The organism is Ornithinimicrobium carbonis (assembly GCF_977012275.1).
The window spans coordinates 1,724,770-1,741,818 of the sequence record NZ_OZ348993.1 but is presented as its reverse complement, the minus strand read 5'-3'; the positions used below and the strand labels follow the sequence as shown (position 1 = coordinate 1,741,818).

Annotated in this window: 17 protein-coding genes; 5 read left to right on the top strand and 12 right to left on the bottom strand. The window is 70.3% G+C overall.

What is annotated here, in order from left to right; translation table 11 throughout:
* Positions 1-18 precede the first annotated feature (18 nt).
* From ACWHYA_RS07815 to ACWHYA_RS07795, 5 genes are all read right to left on the bottom strand, one after another.
* On the bottom strand, positions 19-1,128 hold the full coding sequence (locus tag ACWHYA_RS07815; RefSeq protein WP_425943211.1) for a phosphotransferase family protein: 1,110 nt from the start codon (positions 1,126-1,128) through the stop codon (positions 19-21).
* Complete coding sequence (locus ACWHYA_RS07810) at positions 1,121-2,377, bottom strand: acyl-CoA dehydrogenase family protein (RefSeq protein ID WP_425943212.1); 1,257 nt, start codon at positions 2,375-2,377, stop codon at positions 1,121-1,123. Before ACWHYA_RS07810 ends, ACWHYA_RS07815 begins: the two co-directional genes overlap by 8 nt.
* Entirely contained in the window at positions 2,374-3,138 is a 765-nt protein-coding gene (locus tag ACWHYA_RS07805; protein WP_425943213.1) for an SDR family oxidoreductase, read from the bottom strand. Before ACWHYA_RS07805 ends, ACWHYA_RS07810 begins: the two co-directional genes overlap by 4 nt.
* On the bottom strand, positions 3,135-4,712 hold the full coding sequence (locus tag ACWHYA_RS07800) for a class I adenylate-forming enzyme family protein (RefSeq protein WP_425943214.1): 1,578 nt from the start codon (positions 4,710-4,712) through the stop codon (positions 3,135-3,137). Before ACWHYA_RS07800 ends, ACWHYA_RS07805 begins: the two co-directional genes overlap by 4 nt.
* A 281-nt stretch (positions 4,713-4,993) precedes the next feature.
* Positions 4,994-5,329: a cupin domain-containing protein gene (locus ACWHYA_RS07795; RefSeq protein ID WP_425943215.1), complete on the bottom strand. Its 336-nt coding sequence runs from the start codon at positions 5,327-5,329 to the stop codon at positions 4,994-4,996.
* Positions 5,330-6,083: 754 nt separating this feature from the next.
* Between ACWHYA_RS07795 and ACWHYA_RS07790 the strand changes: the two genes are divergently transcribed.
* Together ACWHYA_RS07790 and pntB are read left to right on the top strand one after the other, a co-directional pair.
* Positions 6,084-7,637 (top strand): Re/Si-specific NAD(P)(+) transhydrogenase subunit alpha, encoded by a 1,554-nt coding sequence (locus tag ACWHYA_RS07790; RefSeq protein WP_425943216.1) that lies wholly within the window; start codon positions 6,084-6,086, stop codon positions 7,635-7,637.
* Entirely contained in the window at positions 7,634-9,034 is a 1,401-nt protein-coding gene (pntB, locus tag ACWHYA_RS07785) for a Re/Si-specific NAD(P)(+) transhydrogenase subunit beta (protein ID WP_425943217.1), read from the top strand. Before ACWHYA_RS07790 ends, pntB begins: the two co-directional genes overlap by 4 nt.
* Positions 9,035-9,358: 324 nt before the next feature.
* Here pntB and ACWHYA_RS07780 read toward each other — a convergent pair whose 3' ends face one another.
* Together ACWHYA_RS07780 and ACWHYA_RS07775 are read right to left on the bottom strand one after the other, a co-directional pair.
* Positions 9,359-10,291 carry an NADP-dependent oxidoreductase gene (locus ACWHYA_RS07780; RefSeq protein WP_425943307.1) on the bottom strand — a complete coding sequence of 311 codons (933 nt, stop codon included), beginning with the start codon at positions 10,289-10,291 and terminating at the stop codon, positions 9,359-9,361.
* Between the two features lie 307 nt (positions 10,292-10,598).
* A complete protein-coding gene (locus ACWHYA_RS07775) occupies positions 10,599-11,393 on the bottom strand; it encodes a dienelactone hydrolase family protein (RefSeq protein ID WP_425943218.1) in 795 nt (264 codons plus the stop codon).
* Between the two features lie 327 nt (positions 11,394-11,720).
* On the opposite strand from ACWHYA_RS07775, the gene ACWHYA_RS07770 reads away from it, so the two are divergent.
* Complete coding sequence (locus ACWHYA_RS07770; protein WP_425943219.1) at positions 11,721-11,939, top strand: DUF1877 family protein; 219 nt, start codon at positions 11,721-11,723, stop codon at positions 11,937-11,939.
* Positions 11,940-12,286: 347 nt separating this feature from the next.
* On the top strand, positions 12,287-13,636 hold the full coding sequence (locus tag ACWHYA_RS07765; RefSeq protein ID WP_425943220.1) for a DUF2252 domain-containing protein: 1,350 nt from the start codon (positions 12,287-12,289) through the stop codon (positions 13,634-13,636).
* A gap of 136 nt (positions 13,637-13,772) precedes the next feature.
* Here ACWHYA_RS07765 and ACWHYA_RS07760 read toward each other — a convergent pair whose 3' ends face one another.
* Entirely contained in the window at positions 13,773-13,913 is a 141-nt protein-coding gene (locus tag ACWHYA_RS07760) for a hypothetical protein (protein WP_425943221.1), read from the bottom strand.
* Positions 13,914-14,164: 251 nt separating this feature from the next.
* Here ACWHYA_RS07760 and ACWHYA_RS07755 point away from each other — a divergent pair, with 251 nt between their 5' ends.
* On the top strand, positions 14,165-14,977 hold the full coding sequence (locus ACWHYA_RS07755; protein ID WP_425943222.1) for a hypothetical protein: 813 nt from the start codon (positions 14,165-14,167) through the stop codon (positions 14,975-14,977).
* A 102-nt stretch (positions 14,978-15,079) separates the two neighbouring features.
* Here ACWHYA_RS07755 and ACWHYA_RS07750 read toward each other — a convergent pair whose 3' ends face one another.
* From ACWHYA_RS07750 to ACWHYA_RS07735, 4 genes are all read right to left on the bottom strand, one after another.
* The gene (locus tag ACWHYA_RS07750) at positions 15,080-15,376 is read right to left on the bottom strand and encodes a methyltransferase family protein (protein ID WP_448095641.1); all 297 of its coding nucleotides are present in this window, start codon (positions 15,374-15,376) and stop codon (positions 15,080-15,082) included.
* Positions 15,377-15,700: 324 nt separating this feature from the next.
* Positions 15,701-15,964, bottom strand: a complete 264-nt coding sequence (locus tag ACWHYA_RS07745) for a hypothetical protein (protein WP_425943224.1) — start codon at positions 15,962-15,964, stop codon at positions 15,701-15,703.
* Positions 15,965-16,294: 330 nt separating this feature from the next.
* Positions 16,295-16,498 carry a CopG family transcriptional regulator gene (locus tag ACWHYA_RS07740; protein WP_425943225.1) on the bottom strand — a complete coding sequence of 68 codons (204 nt, stop codon included), beginning with the start codon at positions 16,496-16,498 and terminating at the stop codon, positions 16,295-16,297.
* Positions 16,499-16,622: 124 nt separating this feature from the next.
* Positions 16,623-16,847 carry a tautomerase family protein gene (locus ACWHYA_RS07735; protein WP_425943226.1) on the bottom strand — a complete coding sequence of 75 codons (225 nt, stop codon included), beginning with the start codon at positions 16,845-16,847 and terminating at the stop codon, positions 16,623-16,625.
* Between the last annotated feature and the right edge of the window lie 202 nt (positions 16,848-17,049).

Below are 17,049 nucleotides of genomic sequence, written 5' to 3'. Positions count from 1 at the left end.
TTGCGGGGCGTGCTGGGGTCAGGCCAGCTCGCTTGCGTGCGCGCGCGCCCTCGCGAGCAGCCCCGGGACCCCGCGCTCAAGACGAGGGGCGAAGGTGGTGTCGCCCGGGCGTTCGCCGCGGAGCCATCGTGTGTACATCGCCTCGCAGAAGACGGCAGACTTCCACATCGCCAGGGCCTGGTACCACGGAAGGGCGTCGAGGTCGGCGCCGGTCCTGGCAGCGTAGGCCTGCGCCAGATCTGTGCGGTGCCACCAGCCCTCGTCGCGGGTGACCGTGGCGTGATCCATCACCGTCGGCTCCCAGGAGGGATCGCTCCAGGTGGCGGTGACGTAACCGAGGTCGGCCAGCGGATCACCGAGGGTGGCCATCTCCCAGTCGAGGACGGCGAGCACGCGGTCCGGAGCGCCACGGTCGAGCATGAGGTTGCCGAGCCGGTAGTCGCCGTGGACGACGGCGTTCCCCGCCTGCCCGGGCAGGCGGTCGGCCAGCCACTGCGTCACGACCTCGAAGTCGTCCAGCTCACGGACGGAGACCTGCGGCCACAGCCCGGCGAACCGCCTCACCTGACGCTCCAGGTAGCCGGCCGGCCGGCCGAGGGCAGCCACCGCGGGATCGGCCACGTCGACCGCGTGCAGCGCGACGAGCGTGTCGACGACCGCAGCGCTCGTGCGGCCCCGGGCCTGCGCCGAGCCCAGCGCCGGCGGCTCGGTGTCGGTGACGACCACGCCGTCCAGGTGCTCCATGACGTAGAACGGGACACCCAGCACCGACTCGTCCTCGCAGACGCCGAGGATGCGGGGGACGCGCACCTCCCGCTCCCCCAGCACCCGCTGGATCCGCGACTCCCGGACCATGTCGTGGGCCGAGGGCGGCAGCGGTGGACGGGGGCCGCGACGCACCACGACGCGCGCCGCGTCCGCGCCGTCCCCACGTTGCACGAGGTAGGTGATGTTGGACTGTCCGTCCCCGATCCGCTCCCAGGACAACGGGCCACCCGACGGGCCGATCCCCTGCCCGTCCAACCACTCGCCCAGGGCGTCGAGCACCAGCAGCGGAGGCATCGTCATACCCTGCGCCTCGGCGCGGGTGGCGACGACGTCCACCCCGTCCGGGCGCGACTCAGCCATCGTGCTCCTCGGGGGCGACCCGGTCGAGCGGGCTCGCCCCGGCCTCGATCTCGCGGCGCCGGGCGCGGGAGGCCCGTCGGGAGATGGCCCACCGGTGGGTCTCGCTGGAGCCGTCGTAGACCCGGAAGGGCCGGACCTCCATGAGGAACTGCGCCAGCGGCAGCTCCTCGCTCATCCCGTCGCCGCCGCACAGCTGCATGCTGCGGTCCACGACCCGGTAGATCGCCTCGGCGCAGTGCACCTTCGCGACCGAGCTCATCGCCTGCCCGGCCCGTTCGTCGTTCTCCAGCAGCGCGGCCGTGCGGGCGATGATGGCGTCGGAGGTCTCGATGTCGATGACCGAGTCGGCGACCAGCCCCTGGGCCAGCCCGAGCTGGCTCATCGGCGAGCCGAAGAGCTCGCGCCGCTCGACCCGGTCCAGCGCCGTGTCCAGGGCCCGGCGCGCCAGTCCGAGCCAGCGCATGCAGTGCGTCAGCCGCGCCGGGCCGAGCCGGACCTGGGCGTAGCGGAAGCCCTCCCCGACCTGGCCCAGCACCGCCGAGCCGGGCACGCGCAGGCCCTCGAGATGCACGTAGGGGTGGCCGCCGGAGATGATCTGCTCGGAGGTGTGGATCTGGGCCCCGACGCGCCAGCCCGGCACGTCGGTGCGGGTGAGGAACATCGTGGCCCCCGCCGGCCGGGTCCGCCCGTCGGCGTCGACGGTCTCCTCGGTGCGGGCCATGACGATGGCGATCCCCGCCTCGTTGGCCCCGCTGATGAAGCGCTTGCGGCCCTCGATGACCCACTCGTCCCCCTCGCGCCGGGCGGTGGTCGTCAGGGCGGACGGGTCGGAGCCGGCGCCGGGGTGGGGCTCGGTCATCGCGAAGCTGGAGCGCTCCTGCCCGCGCACCAGCGGCGCGAGGAAGGTCTCCTTCTGCTCCTCCGTGGCGATGAGGGAGAGCATGTGCATGTTGCCCTCGTCGGGGGCCATGCAGTTGAGGACCGCAGGACCGATCGGGCTGTAGCCGGCCTCCTGCAGGACCGGCGACCAGTCGCGCAGCGGCAGGCCCAGCCCGCCGTAGGCCGCGCTGGAGACGGGGGCGAAGACGCCGGCCTCCTTGGCCCTCTCCGAGAGCTCGCGGCGGGCGTCCAGCTCAAGGGTCTCCCCCGGCCTGGGCTCGGCCGGGATCACGACCTCACGGACGAACGCACGGGTGCGGGCGACCAGGTCGGCCAGCTCGGGGGACATCGCGTCGGGACGGGTGCTCATGCGTGGCCCCCGCCCACCAGGAGGCCGCCGTCGACGTCGACGACCTGCCCGGTCACCCAGCGGGACTCCTCGCCGACGAGGAAGGCGACGACGTCGGCGACGTCCCGCGTCTCCCCCAGCCGCCCGAGGGGGTAGCCAGCCGCGACGTCCGCCTCCTTGCCCTCGTAGAGCGCCCTGGAGAAGTCGGTCTTGATCACCGCCGGGGACACCGCGTTGACGCGGATCTCCGGGCCCAGCTCGACCGCCCAGGTGCGGGTGAGGTGGTGCACGGCGGCCTTGGAGACGCCGTAGAACCCGATCCCCGGGCTGGGGACGCTGGCCGAGACGGAGGAGACGTTGACGATGCGGCCCCCGTGCTGCCGGAAGCCCAGCCCCTCGTGCGCGAGGACGCCCTGCGTCCACGCCAGGTTGCCCAGCACGTTGACCTCGAGGATCTTGCGGGCCACGCCGAGGTCGATCTCCTCCAGCGGGCCGTAGGCGGGGTTGATCCCGGCGTTGTTGACGAGGATGTCCAGCCGGCCGTGACGATCGGCGACGGTCTGCAGCACCTGGGCCCGGTGGTCGGGGTCGTCGGCTTTGCCGGCGACGCCGAGCGCCGCGTCGCCGAGGCTCGCCACGGCCTCGTCCAGGGTCTCCTGGCCGCGGGCGGTGATCACCACCTGGGCACCGAGCTCGACCAGGCGGGCGGCGATCGCCAGCCCGATCCCCCGGCTGGCCCCGGTGACCAGGGCCGCCTGTCCGGAAAGCGGTCGCTGCGTCATACCTGAGAATCCTCCTCGTCGAGGCCGTCGCGCAGGTCGCGTCGGCGGATCTTGCCCGTGGGTGTCTTGGGGAGCTCGTCGAGGAACCCGATGCGGCGGGGCACCTTGTATGCCGCCAGCTCGGCGCGGACGTGCGCGCGCAGCTCGTCCTCGGTCACGGCGGCGCCGGCCACGGAGGTGACGAACGCGGTCACGGCTTCGCCGCGGTAGTCGTCCGGAACCCCGACGACGGCGGCCTCGTGGACGGCCGGGTGCCGCAGGAGGGCCTCCTCGACCTCGCGCGGCCACACCTTGTAGCCGGAGGTGTTGATCTGGTCCTTGAGCCGGTCGACGATGTAGACCCAGCCCTGCTCGTCCAGGACGGCCCCGTCACCGGTCCGCAGCGCGCCGCCGGGGAAGGTGGCGGCGGTGGCCTGCTCGTCCTCCCAGTAGCCGGGCACGACGTGCGGGCCCCGCAGCTCCAGCTCGCCCGGCGCTCCCGCGGGCACGGGGTGGCCCTCGGGGTCGACGACGCGGACCTCGAGCCCGGGGAAGGGCAGCCCGACGGCCAGCGAGCCGGTCGGCTCGTGCACCGGGGCCTCGCCCCCGGGCGGCACGCCGATGCACGCGGACGTCGTCTCGGTCATGCCGTAGATGTTGTGGATGTAGACCCCCAGCTCGCGGCGGAAGCGCTCGACGGTGGAGGGCGGCACCGGCGCCCCGCCGGAGTAGAGGTGGCGGACCTTGGGGAAATCGTCCCGGCAGACCCCCTCAAGACGGGCCAGCCCGTTGAAGACGGTGATCGACCCGGTGGTCGTGGTGACGCCGTCCTCGCGGAAGGCGCGGAGGACGCCCTCAGGGCTCGCACGCCCGATCAGCACGACCGCGGCACCGGCCAGCAGCGGCGCCATGAGCGTGATGACCGCGCCGGTGATGTGGAAGACGGGAGCGACGCAGAGCACCCGGTCCTGCGTGGTGAGCCCCATCCAGTCGCGGACGCAGGCGGCGACGGTGAGCACGTTGCCGTGGGTGTTCATCGCCGCCTTCGGCACGCCCGTGGTGCCGGATGTGAAGGTCAGCAGCGCGACGTCGTCGGTGCTCTGCAGCGCCGGGTCGACGCGCTCGTCCCGACGGGAGCTGAGCTCGGGGTCGCCGTCTGCCCAGATCACCTCGACCGTCGTGCCCTCGGCGGCGCTGCGGACCGTCCCCAGCAGGTCGGGGTCGACGACGAGGGCGCTAGCGCCGCAGGTCTTGATCAGGGTCCGCAGCTCCGTGCCGTGGTACATCGGGTTCAGCAGCGGGACCACCGCGCCGAGGCGCCAGGCGCCCAGCAGCACGACGGCCGCGGTGGGGACGTTCTGCAGGACGATGCCGACCCGGTCCCCGGCACCGATGCCCCGGCTGGCCAGGAGAGCGGCGAACGCCTCCGCCTGGGCGTCCAGCTCGGCGGCCGTGACTGCCCGCCCGAGGTGCAGGAGGGCCAGCCCGTCGGGGTCACGCTCGACCCGCTCCCTCCACGCCGTCGTCAGGTCGGCCGGTGTGGGCGGGGCCTGCGCCGTGAGACCGGCGGGGTAGTGCGCCTCCCAGGGCCTCATCGACTCACGCTCTCTCGTGCTGGGACCTGACCGAGCGAGCGCTCGGTCGGTCCGGCTGGACTGACAGGACGGGCCGGGTGTCAAGCGGCCCCCTCACCCTGGCACGAAGGAGGCGACCGCGGTGGTCGATGCGGACGCTGACCACCACCACCGCTCCGAGCAGGCCCTGCTCGCCGCGGTCATGGAGCAGCGTCAGCAATCATCCAGTGCGGCGATGGCCTGCACGCGTCGCCAACTGACGGAACCGTGGACCACCTTTCGTGGACCGTTCCTGGGGCCTGCTACGCCTCACGCATCCCGACCGTGAGGAGGACCACGGAGTCGTCAACCGCCTCGAGCGCATGGCGAGAGTCGGGGATGGGGATGAGATCACCGGGGGAGCCGTTCCACCGGTCCTGTCCTGCCACCAGAGTGATACGCCCGTGCAGCACCTGAAGGGTGGCCTCGCCAGGGCTCTCATGCTCGTCGAGGCTGCTACCTGCCCGGAGGGCGATCAGGGTCTGTCGGAGCACGTTCTCGTGACCGCCGTAGATCGTATGGGCGCTACGCCCGCTGGACGCGGTCGAGGCTGTCTCGAGGTGCTGCTGTACGAGCTCTGTCAGTGACTCTGTGGGCATCGGTTCTCCTCATCGGTGAGCGAACACTCTGGATCACGCGCCTGCGGGTCTGGCTCGTGCTGTCCAGGCTAGCCAACAATCCTCGCCGACACGTCCGGGTCTGCGCCGCCACCGCCCACCGCATCTGGCTGACCAGCGGACGCACCCAACTGCGCATGGAGTGTGCACGCACGCCGGAGCCGCATGAGAACCAGAGGCGCGCCTCTGCCGCGGGTCGCCCACCTGTGCGGCCGCAGGGCTTCAGTCAACTGGGCGGCTGGCTCGCGCCCGGCCGCAAGGTGCCCGGCGAACCCGTGCCGGGCGGCATGCTGGCCGGTCTACGGTCGGCCAGGTCGATCCCCACGATCGCGCTCGTGGGCGGGACCGTCGCGCAGGCGGGCCAGCCGGGCGTTCCGGTTCCGGTCACCACGCGAGACACCACCAGGGGTGGACATGGGGACGTCCTCCTGAAGGCGATGGGACACCAAGCCCGACAAGCGCATCAGGAGGACGTTCCTCACGTCCAGACCCCAGCGCGACAACGCCTTCCTATGGCCGCACTGCGCACGCGGTAGCGTCCGCTCCTGCCGCACTGCGGCTCCTCGAGTGCCGCCGATCCGGTGAGCTGAAGACACCCACTCTGCCGGGGCCCCCTCCTGGTGAGGCGGTACGCCTGGCTGCTGGACACAGGGGCCTTGTAGGGTGCGGCTCGGCGAGGGTGCCACGGTCACACGCGCACGGCACCTCCCGGCGACCCACGAGGCAAGGAGGCCGCGTGCTGATCGGCATACCGACGGAGTCCAAGGCCGGAGAGACCCGTGTGGCGGCGACGCCCGAGACGGTTGGCAGGCTCATGCGGCTGGGCCACCAGGTCGTCGTGCAGGAGGGTGCTGGCCAGCGGGCCAGCTTTCCTGACGAGCAGTACGCCGGGGCCGGCGCCACCCTCGACCCCGGTCCAGCGGTGTGGGCCGCCGACGTGGTGGCCAAGGTGGACGCCCCCACCGCGGAGGAGGTCGGCCGCCTCCGGGCCGGTGCCATCCTGGCCACCCAGCTCAGCCCCGGTCAGAGCCCCGAGCTCCTCCAGGCGCTCGCCGACCGGGCCGTCACGGCGCTCGCGATGGACGCTGTCCCCCGGATCTCGAGGGCCCAGTCGCTCGACGTCCTCTCCTCGATGACCAACATCGGCGGCTACCGCGCGGTGATCGAGGCGGCCTACGAGTACGGCTCGGTCTTCACCGGCCAGGTCACCGCCGCGGGCAAGGTCCCTCCGGCCGGGGTCTTCGTCATCGGCGCCGGTGTCGCCGGGCTCGCCGCGATCGGGACGGCGAGCAGCCTGGGCGCGGTGGTGCGCGCCTTCGACATCCGGCGGGCCGCCGGTGAGCAGGTCGAGTCGATGGGCGGCCAGTTCGTGTGGATCGCGTCTGAGGGCGAGAGCGAGGGTGCGGACGGCTACGCCCGCGAGATGCGCGGAGACCTCCACCGGCGGGCGATGGAGGTCTACGCCCGCGAGTGTCCCGAGGCCGACATCGTCATCACCACCGCGCTGATCCCCGGTCGCCCCGCTCCCAGGCTCGTCACGGCCGAGACGGTCGCGCGCATGCGCTCCGGCAGCGTGGTGGTGGACATGGCTGCCCGCAACGGCGGCAACTGCGAGCTCACGCAGCCGGGTAAGGTCGTCATCAGCCACAACGGGGTGAAGATCGTGGGCTACACGGACCTGCCCGCGCGTCTGCCGACCCAGGCCTCCCAGCTCTACGGCACCAACATCGTCAACCTCCTCGCCCTGCTCACCCCTGCCAAGGACGGGCAGATCGTCCTGGACCTGGACGACGAGGTGGTGCGGGGGTTGACCGTCACGCACGAGCGGGAGGTCCTGTGGCCACCGCCGCCCGTGAGCGTGTCCGCCCTCCCGTCCGTTCCCGCCCCGACCGCCGATCCTCCGGTCGGGACGCCCCCGCCGGCGGCCGTCCGGCTCGACGCTCGGCGCGGCTACTTCGCCATGGCCATGGCTGCGGTCCTGTTCACGCTGGTCGCCACCGTCTCGCCCGCTGCGTTCTTGGGCCACTTCACCGTGTTCGTGCTGGCGGTGATCGTCGGGTTCTACGTGATCAGCAACGTGACGCACGCGCTCCATACCCCTCTGCTCGCGGAGACGAACGCGATCAGCGGCATCATCCTCGTCGGTGCACTGCTCCAGGTGGGCAGCGAGGACCCGCTGGTCCGCAGCCTGGCGCTCGGCGCCACCGTCGTCGCGAGCATCAACGTCTTCGGAGGCTTCGCGGTCACCGGGCGCATGCTGAAGATGTTCCGGCGGCAGGGCGACGCATGAGCGTCACCGTCGTGCAGGCCGCCTACGTCGTCGCGGCCGTCCTGTTCGTCCTGTCCCTCGCCGGACTCTCCAAGCACGAGACCGCCCGGCGGGGCAACGCCTTCGGCATCGTCGGTATGGCGATCGCGCTTGCCGCGACCATCTGGCTGGCCGCGGAGCGTGCGGCAGACCCGGAGCTGACCCTGGCCCTCATCGCGGCGGCCATGCTGGTCGGGGCCGGGATCGGTCTGTGGCGGGCGCGGGTGGTCGAGATGACCGGCGTACCGCAGCTCATCGCCATGCTGCACAGCTTCGTCGGCATCGCCGCGGTCCTGATCGGCTACAACGCCTACCTCGCGCCAGGCGCGCTGCCCTCCTCCGAGGAGACGTTCCACCTCGTCGAGGTGTTCTTCGGCGTCCTCATCGGAGCCGTGACCTTCACCGGCTCCGTCGTCGCCGCGCTCAAGCTCAGTGGCCGCATCTCGGCCAACCCGCTGGTGCTGCCGCACCGGCACCTGCTCAACCTGGTGGCTCTGCTCGCCTCGGCTGGGCTGATGGTCTGGTTCGTCCTCACCCACACCGCAATGCCGTTGGTCCTGATGACCGCCGTCGCGCTGGCGCTCGGCTGGCACATGGTGGCCGCCATCGGCGGGGGTGACATGCCGATCGTGGTGTCGATGCTCAACAGCTACTCCGGGTGGGCGGCGGCCGCGGCCGGCTTCCTCCTCGGCAACGACCTGCTCATCGTCACCGGTGCGCTGGTCGGCTCCTCCGGTGCCATCCTCAGCTACCTCATGTGCCAGGGCATGAACCGCTCGTTCGTATCGGTAATCGCCGGCGGCTTCGGCACGGAGGGGACGACCTTCGAGGGCGACGGCACCGACTACGGCGACTACCGGGAGAGCAACGCCGCCGAGGTCGCCGAGCTGCTGCGGCACGCGCAGTCGGTGGTGATCACGCCCGGTTACGGCATGGCCGTCGCGCGCGCGCAGTACCCGGTGGCGGAGCTCACCGCGTGCCTGCGCGCCAGAGGCGCACAGGTGCGCTTCGGCATACATCCGGTGGCCGGGAGGCTTCCCGGCCACATGAACGTGCTTCTCGCCGAGGCCAGGGTCCCCTACGACGTCGTGCTCAGCATGGAGGAAATCAACGACGACCTGCCGCAGACCGACGTGGTGCTGGTCATCGGCGCGAACGACACCGTCAACCCAGCGGCGATCGACCAGCCCGGGTCACCGATCGCCGGCATGCCGGTGCTGGAGGTGTGGAAGGCCCGCGACGTGGTGGTGCTGAAGCGGTCCATGGCTAGCGGCTACGCAGGCGTACCGAACCCGCTCTTCTACAAGGACAACAGCCGGATGCTCTTCGGGGACGCCAAGGAGACCGTCGAGGCACTCGTGAAGCTGGTGCGTCCCTAGTCCCATCCGTGGCCTTCTGAAGGCCCTCGGACACGCAGCGCACGCCCTCATCTGCCGCGGCTCAAGGTTCGGTCACGCCGCGCAGGGGCCGGCTCTTCCGTTCAACTCAGCCGCGCGCGAGCCGTGAGTGTGCAACTGCTGGACCAGGTGGGATCGAGGTGGGCGATGCCATGCTCAGCCGAGGAACGCCAGGCCCGCTCCGAAGGCAGAGGAGTGGCAGTGCCCCACCCACAAGTGCTCCATGCTCCGACAGCGGGAGTGTACGGACCCTGCGTCGGAAGCCGCGGCGGCTGCAACGCCGGCGCAGGGTCCGAGGAGCCTTATCTAGCTCTGGTCGCCGATGGTGATGGCGATCTTGCCGCGCACGTGTCCCTCGATGCTGCGACGGAAGGCGTCGGCCGCGCGCTCCAGCGGGAAGGTGTCGGCGACGACCGGCTTCACCCTCCCGACCTCCACGAGCTCGGTGAGCGCAAGCAGGTGAACAGGGTTGGGGCGGACGAAGATGTAACGGCCACCCTTCTCCTTCACCCCGTCGTCGACCACGGAGGCAACCCGCCCGGGCGTCCTCAGGTACGGCAGGGATGCCATCCAGTCCTCGCCTCCCACGAAGTCGACGACGGCATCGAGCCCATCGGGCGCCGCCTCGGCGACGCGCTCCCCGAGCCCGTCCCCGTAGGTCAGCGGTTCGGCGCCGAGCGAGCGCAGGAAGTCGTGGTTCTTCTCGGACGCGGTGGCCAGGACGCGGGCTCCCCACGCCGTGGCGATCTGGATGGCGTAGGTACCAACGCCGCCCGCGCCGTTGTGCACCAGGACGGTGTCACCCGCGGTCGCGTCGACCGCCTCGAGCGACTGGTACGCCGTCAGTCCCGCAAGGGGGATGGTGGCTGCTTCGGCCCAGGACACATTGCTCGGTTTCCGGGCAAGGGCCCGCACCGGAGCGGCGACGCGCTCGGCGAACGTGCCCAACCCCACCGTGTCCATGCGGGCGTAGCCGATCACCTCGTCACCGGCCTGGAACTCGGTCACCGAGACTCCCGGCTCCACGACGACGCCAGCCACGTCCCAACCCGGAATCACCGGAAAGTAGGTTGGCAGGGCAGCGTCGAGGTAGCCGGCGGTGATCTTCCAGTCGACCGGGTTGACCGACGATGCCCGCACGTCCAGGAGCACGCTGTCCGGCCCCACCTTCGGGTCAGGCTGGTCGCCGTACTGGAGAACGTCGGGATCACCGTACTCGTCGTAAAACACTGCCTTCATCGTGCTCCTTCTCACAAGAATGTGCCCCGCCGGGGCTCGTCATCTTCCGGCGGCAGCAACCGCCAGTTCCCAGCGCGCATTCCCGGCGGCGGCGCGATCGCCACCATCCACACGATGACGCCCTGGACCACCCGCCGCGTCCACCGGCTCCCGACCCGCCCCCGCCGGGCCATGCTCGGCAGGCGGGCGTCCCCGCCGCGATCTGGTCCGACCAGGCGGCCGCGACGATGTTCCATACCGGACTCTGGACCATGCTGCGCACCCACCTGGCGACGCCCTTCCCGTCGAGGAGAACCGCATGGGGAGGTCAACGTCGCAGTTGCTCGGCCAGAAACGCCAGGACCCGATCGAGGGCGACCCTCGTCGGATGCCCCGGGTCGTCGACCAGAGAGATCGTGAGGACCGAGTGCGCCGACGGCGCGATACCAGCAGCGTTGCCCGGCGACGAGTCGATCTCGATTCCCTCGAAGGATGCCCCGAGCGACGCCCGCAGGGTCTCGAACCTCTCCGGCGGGCAACCCCGGTCGTTGGTGAACCGGAGCCCGAGCACGCGCAGGTCGTCATTGGCTCGTGCCGTGATCGTGGCGAGGTCCTCGGGATCCAGACCAAGGGCGGCACGGCCACGCTGCCCGATCGGCCCCGGCATGGCCGGCTGACTCATCACGGAGGCGACGACCGAGGGCTCAAGCGCCGTCGCCAGCGCAAAGCCTCCGGTGAAGCACATCCCGACCACACCGACCCCCGGCCCGCCACACTCGCCGTAGGCCGACGCTGCCAGTGCCCGCAGCCACCCCACGACCGGGCTCGTGCGATCGGCCAGCTTGGTGAACTCACGTGCCACACAGACGCGCAGCATCGATCGCGCGACCTCGCGGCCCGTCGCCGGTACCGCGGGCCGACCGAACAGGGACGGCAGGAACACGGTGTACCCGGCGGAGATGAGCCGGCGGGCGAAGTCGATGACGCCCGGATGCAAGCCCGGGATCTCATGGAGCACCAGAACCGCCGGCCCAGAACCGCCCCGGAACACCTCGTAGGTGCGCGTGTCGTGCGTGAAGTCGAAGGCCTCGAACTCCGGGCCGATCTGCTGGCCAAGGCTCATTCCGGCTGCCCCCTTCCGTTCACGATCCGCCCAGCATGATCGCGGTTGCCCCCGCAATGCCCAGCCGCAAAGGGCCGGAGACGAAGCATCGTGAGTACACGGTACCGATGACCGGACCCAGGCCAGGCCAGGCTCACGGCGTTCCGCCGAACACCCATGCCGCGGGTGGCGACGGCGGCCGTTCACGGGTTATGCCCAGGTGGGAATGATCTGGGTCGCCTACCGACGCTCGGCCGACGAGGCCGCTGAACTGGTCGAGAGCACCGACAGCATCAAGTCGCTGCTGGAGTCCGACGACGAAGAGACCTCCGTGGATCTGGACAAGGCATGGCATGGCACGGCATCCACTGGCTGCTCACCGGTTCACAGGACTCGACCGACGACGTCACCTGCGAGGTGATCTTTGGCGGCGAGCCGGTAGGCGACGACCTTGGCCACGGCCCAGCCCGCCTCCTCGACCCCCAGCGCGGTAAGCGCATACCCGCATACGGAGATGCCGCGGGTACTGCGCGCACGGATGTCGACGTGCTCAGGTCAAGCGGGTGACGCGTATCGAGCAGGCGAGCATGGGTCACACCACCGGGGGCGGGCCCCCTTACGAGAGCGACTGCGCCGACCACCTGGACCGAGCCCGGCCGGGCACTGGTCCTGGGGGTCATGGCCAGCGAGGTGTTGCAGGGGTGGCGCGAACACGCCAGGGTGAGGTTCGTGCCAGTCGATCATTCCTACGCTGCGGTGGACTGGACCGCGGTCCGAGGGTACCGACAGGCCGCGGAAGCGGGCCCGGTCTCGTGACCTCCGCAACAACCGGCCATAGGGTGCTCGCCACCGCCGACAGCACGGCCTACGCTTCCATCCGCAAACGACCCACCTCGCGGGCGGAGCGTTATGCCATGGGCAAGGCGCTACATAAGGACGTACCGCGCAAGAGCCTTGGCGACTGGAGACTCTGGCCGGGGCGTCCGGACCCGGTGACGCTGATCCAGGAGTCGCACAAGGGGCGGCGCAGTGAGCTGATCCCGCTGCGCGTGGCCCGGATGATCATCAACCCCTACGGCTTCCTGCGGGGCACGGCCATGGTGATGGCCGACGATGTCGCGCGGCTGCCGTCGACCGGGATCATGCCGGTGATCGGCGGTGACGCGCACTTCGGGAACTTCGGCTTCTACGCCTCCCCCGAGGGCGAGCTGGTGATCGACCTCAACGACTTCGACGAGGCCCACCCCGGGTGCTGGGAGTGGGACCTGCGCCGCCTGGTCGCCAGCATCTACGTCGCCGGACGCGAGAACGGCCTGTCCGAGGAGCAGTGCGAGGCTGCCGTGCGGGCCTGCGTCACGGCATACCGCACCGAACTGAGATTCCTGGCCGAGCAGCCCCTGATGATGCGCTCCTACAACCGGCTCGACGTCGGCCGGATGCACGAGACCGCGACCGAGAAGACCTTGCGCAAGGAGATCCAACGTTCGGCCAAGCGGGCCCGCAGGCGCACCAGCGACCGGGCGCTACCGAAGTTCACGGCCGAGCAGGCCGGGCGGCGCGTGATCGTCGAGGACCCGCCGACGATCACCCGGGTCAGCGACACCGAGCGGGAGGCACTGGCCGAGGCGCTCGACGGCTACCTGATGACGCTCGCACCGCACTGGCGTCGGGTGGTCGGCGGCTACACCCTGGTCGACATCGTGCACAAGGTGGTCGGGGTCGGCAGCGTCGGCCTGCGCGCCTACGTCGCGCTGTTGGAGGGCAGTACGCCCGACGACGTGCTATTCCTGCAGCTCAAGCAGGCCCGTCGCTCGGTCATCGCCCGCCACGTGCACGGCGACTCCGCGCTGCACGAGCACCAGGGCCAACGGGTGGTCGAGTACCAGCAGGCACTGCAGACGGTCAGTGACCCGCTGCTGGGGTGGGCGACTGTCGGCGCCGACTACACCTACTACGTGCGGCAGTTCCGCAACAGCAAGGGCACCATCCCCCTGGACGCGATCGACGCCCCCGCACTGACCGACTACGCCGGCATCGTCGGCCACCTGCTCGCCAAGGGGCACGCCCGCACCAGCGGTGCATCCATGATCGCGGGGTATGTCGGGGGCTCGGACAAGGTGGACGTCGCCCTAACCCGGTTCGCCCGGTTGTACGCCGATCAGACCGAGGCCGACCACGACCAATTGCTGGCCGCGGTCAAGCGCGGCGAACTCCCCGTCGACAACGAGGCTCTGAAGAACCTGGGCACCACCTTCCGCCCCTGAGCGGCGCCTCATCGACTGGCACCTGACGCTTCGGATGTTCCTCCCCACACCTCGCCTCCCGCGGACTCGGCTAGCCATTCACGCACATGTGCCGACGACAGGTCAGGCACGGACAGGAAGCCGACCAGTCCCAGGCTCACGGCAGGCAGGGTTGCCGGCACGGCAACGAAATCACCGCAACCGGCACGAAGACGAAGAGCACCGCAACCGCACCCAGCGACAGCGCGCCATCGTCAGCCTGAGCGCCGGACCGCACCAGACCGTCGTCGTGCTCCACTACACCGGCCTCCTCTACGCGAGCGCCCACGGGGGCAGCAGATGTCGCCGCCTAGCATCGCCAGGCGGCGCCAGGTCGACGTCGCGCAGGGTCAGGTCTACCTTGAGGGTCGATCTTGGCGCTCTACGTGACGAGCTTCGCGAGATTGGTCAAGGCGCGACGCAGATCCACTTGCCGGCCGGCTGCCTGGAGCGGGCCCGGTTGTCCCGGGCCGTCCACCGCGGTTTACCGACAACCGCGGAAGGAAGTGCATGACGGTGATGAGCACGGTGGACGAGCATGTAGGGGGCAGCGGGGTGGAGACCGGACCCGCGCTCCTCCTGGCTCTGGCCTCGGTAGCTGTCCTCGTCGCCCTGCACCTGTTGGCGCCACGCATCCGGCAGCTCCCGCTGGTCCCTGAGGACGCCTCGGGCTCCTTCGCCGGTGGCGTGGCGGTCACCTACGTCTTCCTGCACCTTCTTCCCGAACTGGCGGAGGGCAACGAGTCGCTGCGGGAGGTGCTGGGTGAGCAGGGTGACCCCAGCCCGTTGCTGGGTCTGGAGGTCTTCTTCGTGGCCCTGGTGGGGTTCGCTGTGTTCTACGGCCTGGACAGGCTGGCCCACCGCTCACGCCGTGAGGACGCGTCGGCGGCACCGGCGGTGTTCTGGCTCCATCTGAGTTCTTTCATGCTGTACAACGCGATCATCGCCTACTCCCTGCCGTTGAACTACCGCACCAGTGTGCCCTTCGCAGCGCTGTTCACCGTGGCCATGGCGTTGCACTTCATCCTCGTCGACCGCGGCCTGGAAGAGCACTACGGCAAGCGCTTCGACCGGCGGGGCCCCCGCCTCCTGCTGGCAGTGGCCCTGCTGGCCGGATGGGGGCTCGCGGCAATCTTTGCGCCGTCGGGTTCCCTGGTCGTCACCCTCATGGTCGCCTTCCTGGCCGGCAGCGTGCTCCTCAACGTCTTCACCCAGGAGATCCCTACCGGCGGTCGGTCACACTACGGCTGGTTCGTCGTGGGCATGGTCCTCTACGCGGTTCTGCTGAGCCTGGTGACGCTGCTACACGAACACCTTGGGTAGCGAAGCAACCGCGCACCAAGCGCGTGGTCGGACGCTGCTGCCGCCGGGTGAGTCGCTGCGGTACTGCCCCTTCGCGTCGCGCCGGAAGTCCGGTGGACGGAGTCACCAGTAGCGCGGCACCTCGGCGGCGTAGGAGTCGTACTCGACGCCGAACCGTTCGTGCAGCACGTGTTCCTCGCGCAGGATCGACTGGTGCAACAGCGCCGCGCTCACTGGAGAGAACGCCAGCATCCAAGCGTTGCGGGTCACGCAGGCGAGCCCCACCTGGACCAGGCAGCAACCCACATACATCGGATTTCGAGACCGCGAGTGCAGTCCTCGGGTGACAAGGGTGACCGGCTCGGCCAATGACCCCGGCCCTCGCTCCCGCACCGCTGCAGTCACCAGGCCGAGGCCCATGCACGCCACAGCAGCACCGCACAGTTGCGGCCATGCCGGTAGGCGCAGCGGCCGCGCGTGCTGCGCTCCCACTGCTGCGGCCATACCTGCGAACGTCTCCCACGGAAGTGGTGTGCGTGCCCACAGCGCCCGTAGCCTTCCAGACATGCCCGCAAGGCTAGTTGTGCGGAATCCGCCGGCGCAGCGGCTCGCTCCAGCCGCGGATGCCAGTGACGCTTGAGGCTCGCACGTGCCTCGACATCCCGGATGGTTCGGTCCGACGCTGTCGTGTCGAAGAGGCTGACGACCCTGGCGCTGTCGTGGGATAAACCACTTGACCGACGCTCATCGGTTCGAGGCGGGAAGTGACTCCAGGGTGGCGCTGGTGACCTTGGAGCCGACCGTGCAGGTGAAGGTGTAGGTCTGGCTCGTCGAGACGAGGGTGGGTGGGTATCCCTCGGGCATGACCGTCACCGCGGGGGCGTTCTGCGGGATCTGCATGCCGCCCGCCTCCAGCACCTCCGTTCCCGCCTCGTCCGTGACGCTCAGCCGTCCCTCACCGATGATGGAGATCTCGTGAGAGCCCGCCTGGACGTCAGGGCGGTTCACGTGGCATCCGTCCAGCACAACCTCCAGCGGCGCGCTCCGAGGGTCGGGAGGGGCGTCGCCGAGACACCCCTGGAGGGTGACGAGCGCACCCGTACCGAGCAGCACCACGGTGACTGCCCGACGTGCTGTCGCCGCCCAGCGGGTGGTTGACGACGACGGACTCCAGGAGCGCGCCAGCCTTGGGGTCGATGTCGGGGCAAGCGTCACGTCCGAAGAGACTGGCGCTGGCGCGGTGGGCAGCGGAGTCCAGCAGGCCGATGTCCTGGATCGGCCCCACGCCCAGGTCCGCCGCCAGGGCGAGCAGGTCCTCGGTGGTCAGGTACTCCCGGGTCAGCGCCCGAGACGCTCAAGCAGGTCGGCGTACCGCTCTCGCCCACGTGCGGACAGCTCGCGGACACGCTCCTCGTGGCCGCGCCGCGCGGCCGCCTCTCGGATCGCCCGCACCGTCGCCTCCTGCTTGCTCACACCCTCGGCTTCGGCCACTGCCGCCAGGGCTCGCTCGTCCTCCGGGGACAGTCGCAGAGTGATCGCCATCCGACCATGGAACCACTCTGGTATCTACCGCTCCTGCCGTACGGAGAAGGGCCCTTTGTCGGAACCCACCGTCGGCACGGCCACTGCACAGCGACCGTGCCGACGGTTGAGCTGCGAGGGGACCTCAGACGCCGACCCCGGCGGCAAGGGCCTTGACATCGGCGGTGGAAAGCGGGTTGCCCGCGATGGCCCAGTCGCCGCTGTGCACCTCCTCGACGAGGCACCACGTGACGGGACGCATGTTCTCGCCCTCGATCTCGACCATCGTGTCGGTGAGCCTGCGGACGATCTCCTGCTTCTGCTCGTGGGTGAAGACGTTCTCGATCACCTTGACCTGGATGAGCGGCATAACACTTCCTTTCGGTTGTGGCGCCCGTACGTGGGCGCCTGGGTGATGCGGCTTGTGGGAGCCCCGGATTGTGGTCAGTCGTTGCAGCTGTTGGGGATCACGGCCCAGACCCGCCTGGCCGGTGTATCCGTGTCTGCCGCGAGGCCTGTCATGGCGTCTCCCCACGTCGTCGTTGATAAGGACGAGGCTAGGTTCGGCACCA